Below are 6,412 nucleotides of genomic sequence, written 5' to 3' on the forward strand. Positions count from 1 at the left end.
CACATGTTTCCCGGTCTATTGAATGTCACCAGCTCAGATCAGCGCGATGGCGTAGAAGAAAAAAATTAAAACGGATTGTTATTCCGTTGGGCGCGACCCACAACGTTTTGTTTGCATGTCCACAGCATTTGCAACACTCCTGAAGAAAACGCTTTCACGTTAATGCAAGATACTAACTCGCTAGGCATCGTTACACCGCAAACTGCGTATTTCGATACACCGCTGCATCTAAAGAGCGGGGCCATACTTGAGAACTATCAGCTGGTATATGAAACCTACGGCGAGCTCAACGCGGCCAAGTCAAATGCCGTGTTGGTTTGCCATGCGCTGTCCGGCAATCATCACCTGGCGGGGGTGTATGAGGACAACCCCAAGAGCGTGGGCTGGTGGAACAATATGATTGGCGCGGGCAAGTCGATTGATACCGAGAAGTTTTTCGTAATTGGAGTCAACAATCTCGGCGGGTGCCATGGTTCGACCGGGCCCGCCAGTATAAATGCGAAGACCGGCAAGTGTTATGGCGCCGATTTTCCAGTGGTTACAGTGGAAGACTGGGTGCAAGCGCAGGTCCGGTTGGCGGACTATCTGGGCATCGATCAGTTTGCCGCGGTGGCGGGCGGAAGTCTCGGTGGCATGCAGGCGTTGCAATGGACGCTGGATTTTCCGCAAAGGGTCCGACATGCTCTGGTTATTGCCGCCGCCGCGAAGTTGACTGCTCAAAACATCGCTTTCAACGACGTGGCGCGCCAAGCGATCATAACCGACCCGGATTTTTACGGTGGAGATTACTACTCGCATGGGGCAGTGCCACGGCGGGGGCTACGGCTTGCGCGCATGCTGGGGCATATTACTTACTTGTCAGATGATTCGATGGCGGCAAAATTCGGAAGGGAGCTGCGTAATGGCGTGCTCGCGTTCGGCTACGATGTTGAGTTCGAAATAGAATCATACCTGCGCTATCAGGGAGACAAATTCGCTGACCAGTTCGACGCCAATACATATCTACTGATGACAAAAGCGCTGGATTACTTCGACCCTGCGTACGAGCATAACAATGATCTGAGCGCGGCATTTCGAGCAGCGAAGGCAAATTTCCTGGTAGTGTCATTTACCACCGACTGGCGCTTCTCGCCCGAGCGGTCGCGCGCGATTGTCAGAGCATTGCTGGATAATGAGCTTAACGTCAGTTATGCGGAGATCACGTCCAGTCATGGCCATGACTCCTTCTTGATGGAAGACCGTCATTATCACAAGCTAATACGTGCATACATGGACAATATCGCCAGGTGACCCAATTACCTATCACACAGCCTCTGCCCGAGCAGTATTCCGACGGCACGGATGAATTCGCGGCTCGCTCGCAAAATGTTTCCAGACCGGATTTCGCGGCTATCGCCGAATGGGTGAAACCTGGTGCGAAAGTGCTTGATCTCGGGTGCGGCGATGGATCGCTGCTGTGCTTTTTACGGGACGCTCGCAATGTGCACGGCTATGGAGTGGAAATTGACGACTTGAATGTGTTGGCTTGCTTCAGTAATGGCGTGAACGTGATTCAGAGCGACCTCGAATCAGGGTTGCAAAGTTTCGAATCAGGATCGTTCGACTACGTAGTACTGTCGCAAACCCTCCAGGCGGTAAAACATACGGAGGGCATTATCAAGGAGATGTTGCGGGTCAGCAAGGAGGGAATCGTCTCGTTTCCCAACTTCGGATACTGGAAAAACCGTTTGCAGGTCATGGCCGGTCACATGCCAGTCTCTGAAACACTACCCTATCAGTGGTTTGACACGCCTAACATCCACAACTGCACGCTTGGTGATTTTGAAGAATTCTGTCGTCAACATGGAGCGCGCATTCTCGAACGCAGGGTTATGAACGGGGGCCGTCTGGTTACCCTGCTACCCAATTTGCTGGGGATGTTAGCGTTTTATCGTTTTGAACAGCAGAAGTAGTATCCCGCTACGCTGTATCCGGGGGCCGCGTGACGGATTCGAACTTTGCTCGTCCAGCCAGCCATACCAGAACCAGCACCGGAAGACCCAGTAGCGCGGTACCAGTGAAAAAACTGGCATAACCATAAGCATCGACAAAGTCTCCGCTGAACCCGGCGATAAACTTCGGCAACAACAGCATCACCGAACTGAAAAGTGCATACTGCGTAGCGGAATAGGCCGAATTAGTCAATCCGGAGAGATAGGCGATAAAAGCGGAAGAAGCGATTCCGCCAGAGAGATTGTCGGCCGAGATCGTGAATATCAGTCCTGTCACGTCATGTCCGCGTCCGCTCAGCCAGACGAATAGCAAATTTGTCGTGGCTGATAGCACGGCCCCCAGAAACAGGGTGCGCATGATGCCCATTTTTGCCGTCAGCACCCCGCCAATGGCCGCGCCAGCGATCGTCATAATTACTCCATACACCTTGGAAACGGTTGCCACCTCATCCTTGGTATAGCCCATGTCGACATAAAAAGGGTTGCTCATGACACCCATCACCACATCCGAGATACGGTACACGGCTATCAACCCCAGAATCAGAAATGCGTGCCCACCATGACGCACGATAAAGTCCCGAAAAGGAGCTACCACCGCGCCATACAGCCAGGCTAGCAGTTGCGTGATCCGAGCGCCGAGATTCCAGTGGGCAATGGCTTCCATGGCGCGATTTTCATTTTCCGAGATCAGGCGGCTAACCGGAACCTCCGGTTCGCGGATGATGAGCGTGGTAATAATCCCTACTGCCATACACACTGCCATGGCGAAGTAGGCGGTACGCCAGGGCGCATAATCGTAGGTTGCTGGCGAGGGATCGACGGCCGCGGCGATCCATAGTGCTCCAGCGGAGGCCAGGATCATCGCTATGCGATAGCCGGCTTGATAAGTGGCGGCCATCGCTCCTTGAAGCCGCGGGGCGACGGCTTCGATCCGGTATGCGTCCAGCGCAATATCCTGGGTTGCCGAAGCGAAAGCCACAGCCAGGGCAAAAAATACGGTATGGGTTAGATTCTCGACCGGATCGTTCGTAGCCATGCCTGCCAAGGCAGCTGCAATAATAACCTGCGATAACAGCAGCCAGGCACGCCGCCGACCCAGCAACCGGGTTAATAGCGGCAATCGCAGGCGATCTACCAGTGGGGACCACATCCATTTAATACCATAAGCCAGTCCAATCCAGCTTAAATGACCGATAGTCGAGCGATCGATGCCCGCTTCTCGTAACCAAAAGGACAGGGTGCCCATCACTAGCAACAATGGTAATCCGGCGGAAAAGCCCAGCGATAACATACCCAGCACACGCGGGTGCGTATATATACGGAAAGCATGAAGCCAGCCGGACAGCGCCGTCGACATTATCTTGGCGCCGTCATTCGGGCGGGACACCAGCGATGCGGTGGCCTGTAGAGGGGTGGTTCACTATGTAGTGGAGAACCTATCGAAGGGAAATATGATGCCCTTGTATTGCAGACTCCCGGTTCAGCAATCCGCGGGGCAAACTTTGTAGTCCATTTCATAACATGATTACGCAAAATAAAGCCCGGGTGGCGCGCGAGTTATTATTACAAGCGCATGCGAAGGAAACTCTGAGCAAATGCCTTCGCAGAGCGCGTTGTTCGCGGCGATGGTGATTGTCCCCCGGGCGCCCGTCCTACAAAATTAAAGCTTGACCTATGACATAAAGGAGTGCGACCCGGCGAGTATCGATTTTGCCGCAACTCGAAGGAACAGGCTTTGTCCGCCGTCTCACCGAAGACTGTTCAGAGATGCGGGGCGTGATGACTCAATCCTTCTGGGAATCGGATTAAAGATTGTAGTCATAATCGATAATGAGCGGTGAATGATCAGAGAAGCGTTCCGTTTTGTAAATAGAGACCGCGGTTGCCTTGGCGGCTATCCCTGGGGTGGCAATCTGGTAATCAATGCGCCACCCCACGTTCTTTGCCCACGCCTGACCCCGGTTGGACCACCACGTATATTGCTCAGGCTGTTGATTGATGCGCCTGAATATATCTACAAATCCAAGGTCCTGAAAAACATCGCTCAGCCACGTCCGCTCTTCAGGTAGAAAACCTGAGTTTTTCTGGTTCGAGCGCCAATTCTTCAGATCGATTTCCTTATGAGCAATATTCCAGTCGCCACACAGGATAATTTCCCGGCCACAGTCCGCCAACGTCCTAAGCATGGGAAAAAAACGCTCCATAAAAAAAAACTTGGCCGCTTGCCGATGCTCGCCGCTGGAACCGGAAGGAAAGTAGATCGATATCACGCTTAAAGACCCGAAGTCCGTTCGCAAATAGCGACCTTCGGCATCGATCTCCGGCACGCCGACTCCCTCCGTGATATTGTCCGGTTGGTGCCGCGTGTAGATGCCAACACCGCTGTAACCCCTCTTTTCAGCGCAGTGAAAGTAGCCCTGGTACCCGTCCGGAGAGGCAATTTCGCCCTTTATATCCCCAGCCTGAGCTTTTAACTCCTGTACACATACAATGTCGGCTCCTTGCAGCGGCAACCACCTGAAAAACCCCTTGCTCGCCGCAGAGCGTACGCCATTTAGATTAAGCGTTATAATCCGCACGTTGTTTTTTTCCGGTTTGTCATAATCATGTCAGATTTCCGGCAAGAGTTTATCAAGTTTGCAATCAGCCGCGACGTGCTCTGCTTCGGTGAATTCAAAACCAAGGCAGGGCGACTTTCGCCGTATTTTTTTAATGCCGGACTGTTCAACGACGGCGACGCGCTGAGAAAGCTTGGGCAATTTTACGCCAAAGCCATTTTGGCTGCCCAGCTTCCGTTCGATATGCTATTTGGTCCCGCCTACAAAGGCATTCCCTTGGTCAGCACGGTGTCAATTGCGCTCGCGGAGCTTGGGTACAACTACCCCTTCTGCTTTAATCGCAAGGAGACAAAGGATCATGGGGAAGGCGGTAACCTTGTGGGTGCTCCGCTTCACGGACGGGTGCTGATCGTGGACGACGTAATTTCCGCGGGTACTTCGGTGGGGGAAGCGGTTGGCTATATCCGGACGTCCCGTGCTACCCCGGGCGGGGTTGTCATTGCCCTTGATCGGATGGAACGCGGGAGCGACGAACTGTCGGCTATACAAGAAGTATATAACTCCCACAGGATTCAGGTCGCAAGCATCGCCAGTCTGGACGACATTGTAAGATACATACGAAATGAACCGGAGCTGGCGCACAATCTGCCGGCGATCGAAGCATATCGCGCCCGTTACGGCGCTGAGCCATCAGCGTAGCGCACGAGTTTTCGGGGGCCGCATTCCTGAGACTCGGCCACGGCCATTGTGCAGTGTTATTGTACTGGGCGTGTCGCCCCTGGTCCCGCCGCCGGCAATGTCACCTCACCTGTAGAATCGAAGCGGTGGCCAAGAGCAAGTCCGGGGCCGCCGAGTCGGCCCCGCAGATGGTAGTCAACCTTGGTCTCGGTGCTGGGAAGGTCGTTCGTGGCTATTTGGAACACCTGCCGTAAGATCGCCGTCGCTGGAACGGTTACGGGCACCGTGATGACCGTTTCCCCAAAGCCCGGTATGGTCCCGCTCTGATCGCTCACCCCGCTCGCGAAGCTCATTCCGCGCAAATCCAGGTCGAGTGCGATGCCGTCATAATCCACAGGCTTGTTACTATGGTTCTGTATTCTAAGTTGTACCGCAAAGCGCGCTTCCATACCTTCACCCTCCAGGGGTTGCATTCCAGCTATGGAAATTCGGAGCGCGTCGCCCTGGTTGAGTGCTGCGCACCCCGCAAGGATGAGAATCAGTCCCGAGACGAGCAGCATGCGCATGTTCATAAGATTTACCGATAGCGAATAGCTAATCATACTCGAATACCACGACTCGTGGAGAATCCGCCCTTTTGGCGAGCTGACCGGGTATATGCAGGTATGTGGCGGTAAAGGGAGGGAAGTTTGCTCTCACCCTGGGGTTGGGATATGATCCCTCCTTGAAGCTGGCTAGACAGTCGCCGCCTGCCTTTCGATAAGAGAGGCGGGGGGAGGAAAGTCCGGGCTCCACAGAGCAGGATGCCGGTCAACGGCCGGCCGCCGCAAGGTGAGGAATAGGGCCACAGAGACGAGCGTATTAAGTTACGGTGAAACGCGGTAACCTCCATCCGGAGCAAGACCAAATAGGCAGGCAATGATGCTGCTCGCTGAGCCTGCGGGTAGGTTGCTTGAGCGTACGGGTAACCGTGCGCCTAGAGGAATGACTGTCCTTGACAGAACCCGGCTTATCGGCCAGCTTCAACCTAATTTTCCCATCTCTTCCGTAAAAAAAAGCGGCTTCAACTTACGTTGAAGCCGCTTGATCTGAAGAATTTCAGGTGATTCTTTTAGTGATCCATTGCCGGGGTTGAATTCTCGTTCGGCTTTTTGAGCTGGATCATGAGATCGTCGTCCCATTTGC

Annotated in this window: 6 protein-coding genes and 1 other RNA gene; 4 read left to right on the forward strand and 3 right to left on the reverse strand. The window is 53.8% G+C overall.

The features are described 5' to 3' along the window. Positions 1-162 precede the first annotated feature (162 nt). Positions 163-1,290, forward strand: a complete 1,128-nt coding sequence (locus tag BM022_RS13260) for a homoserine O-succinyltransferase MetX (RefSeq protein ID WP_091140054.1) — start codon at positions 163-165, stop codon at positions 1,288-1,290. A gap of 23 nt (positions 1,291-1,313) precedes the next feature. Continuing rightward, the gene (metW, locus tag BM022_RS13265; RefSeq protein ID WP_091140067.1) at positions 1,314-1,952 is read left to right on the forward strand and encodes a methionine biosynthesis protein MetW; all 639 of its coding nucleotides are present in this window, start codon (positions 1,314-1,316) and stop codon (positions 1,950-1,952) included. 7 nt (positions 1,953-1,959) lie between these two features. Here the strand turns inward: metW and BM022_RS13270 are convergent, their stop codons facing one another. Next, a complete protein-coding gene (locus BM022_RS13270) occupies positions 1,960-3,348 on the reverse strand; it encodes an AmpG family muropeptide MFS transporter (protein WP_091140055.1) in 1,389 nt (462 codons plus the stop codon). Positions 3,349-3,796: 448 nt separating this feature from the next. Next, entirely contained in the window at positions 3,797-4,570 is a 774-nt protein-coding gene (locus BM022_RS13275) for an exodeoxyribonuclease III (RefSeq protein WP_091140057.1), read from the reverse strand. A gap of 27 nt (positions 4,571-4,597) precedes the next feature. On the opposite strand from BM022_RS13275, the gene pyrE reads away from it, so the two are divergent. Then, complete coding sequence (gene pyrE / locus BM022_RS13280; RefSeq protein ID WP_091140059.1) at positions 4,598-5,248, forward strand: orotate phosphoribosyltransferase; 651 nt, start codon at positions 4,598-4,600, stop codon at positions 5,246-5,248. A 56-nt stretch (positions 5,249-5,304) separates the two neighbouring features. Here the strand turns inward: pyrE and BM022_RS13285 are convergent, their stop codons facing one another. After that, complete coding sequence (locus tag BM022_RS13285; protein WP_091140069.1) at positions 5,305-5,799, reverse strand: LEA/WHy family protein; 495 nt, start codon at positions 5,797-5,799, stop codon at positions 5,305-5,307. Positions 5,800-5,953: 154 nt separating this feature from the next. Between BM022_RS13285 and rnpB the strand changes: the two genes are divergently transcribed. After that, positions 5,954-6,255: RNase P RNA component class A (gene rnpB, locus BM022_RS13290), an RNA gene on the forward strand. Positions 6,256-6,412: the final 157 nt, after the last annotated feature.

Source organism: Nitrosospira sp. Nsp14, from assembly GCF_900113575.1.
Lineage (GTDB): Bacteria > Pseudomonadota > Gammaproteobacteria > Burkholderiales > Nitrosomonadaceae > Nitrosospira.

Excerpts from the sequence above, each read along its gene's own strand:
- BM022_RS13260 (WP_091140054.1), top strand. The coding sequence starts at position 163 with ATGCAAGATACTAACTCGCTAGGCATCGTTACACCGCAAACTGCGTAT.
- BM022_RS13270 (WP_091140055.1), bottom strand. The coding sequence starts at position 3,348 with ATGTCGACGGCGCTGTCCGGCTGGCTTCATGCTTTCCGTATATATACG.
- pyrE (WP_091140059.1), top strand. The coding sequence starts at position 4,598 with ATGTCAGATTTCCGGCAAGAGTTTATCAAGTTTGCAATCAGCCGCGAC.
- BM022_RS13285 (WP_091140069.1), bottom strand. The coding sequence starts at position 5,799 with ATGAACATGCGCATGCTGCTCGTCTCGGGACTGATTCTCATCCTTGCG.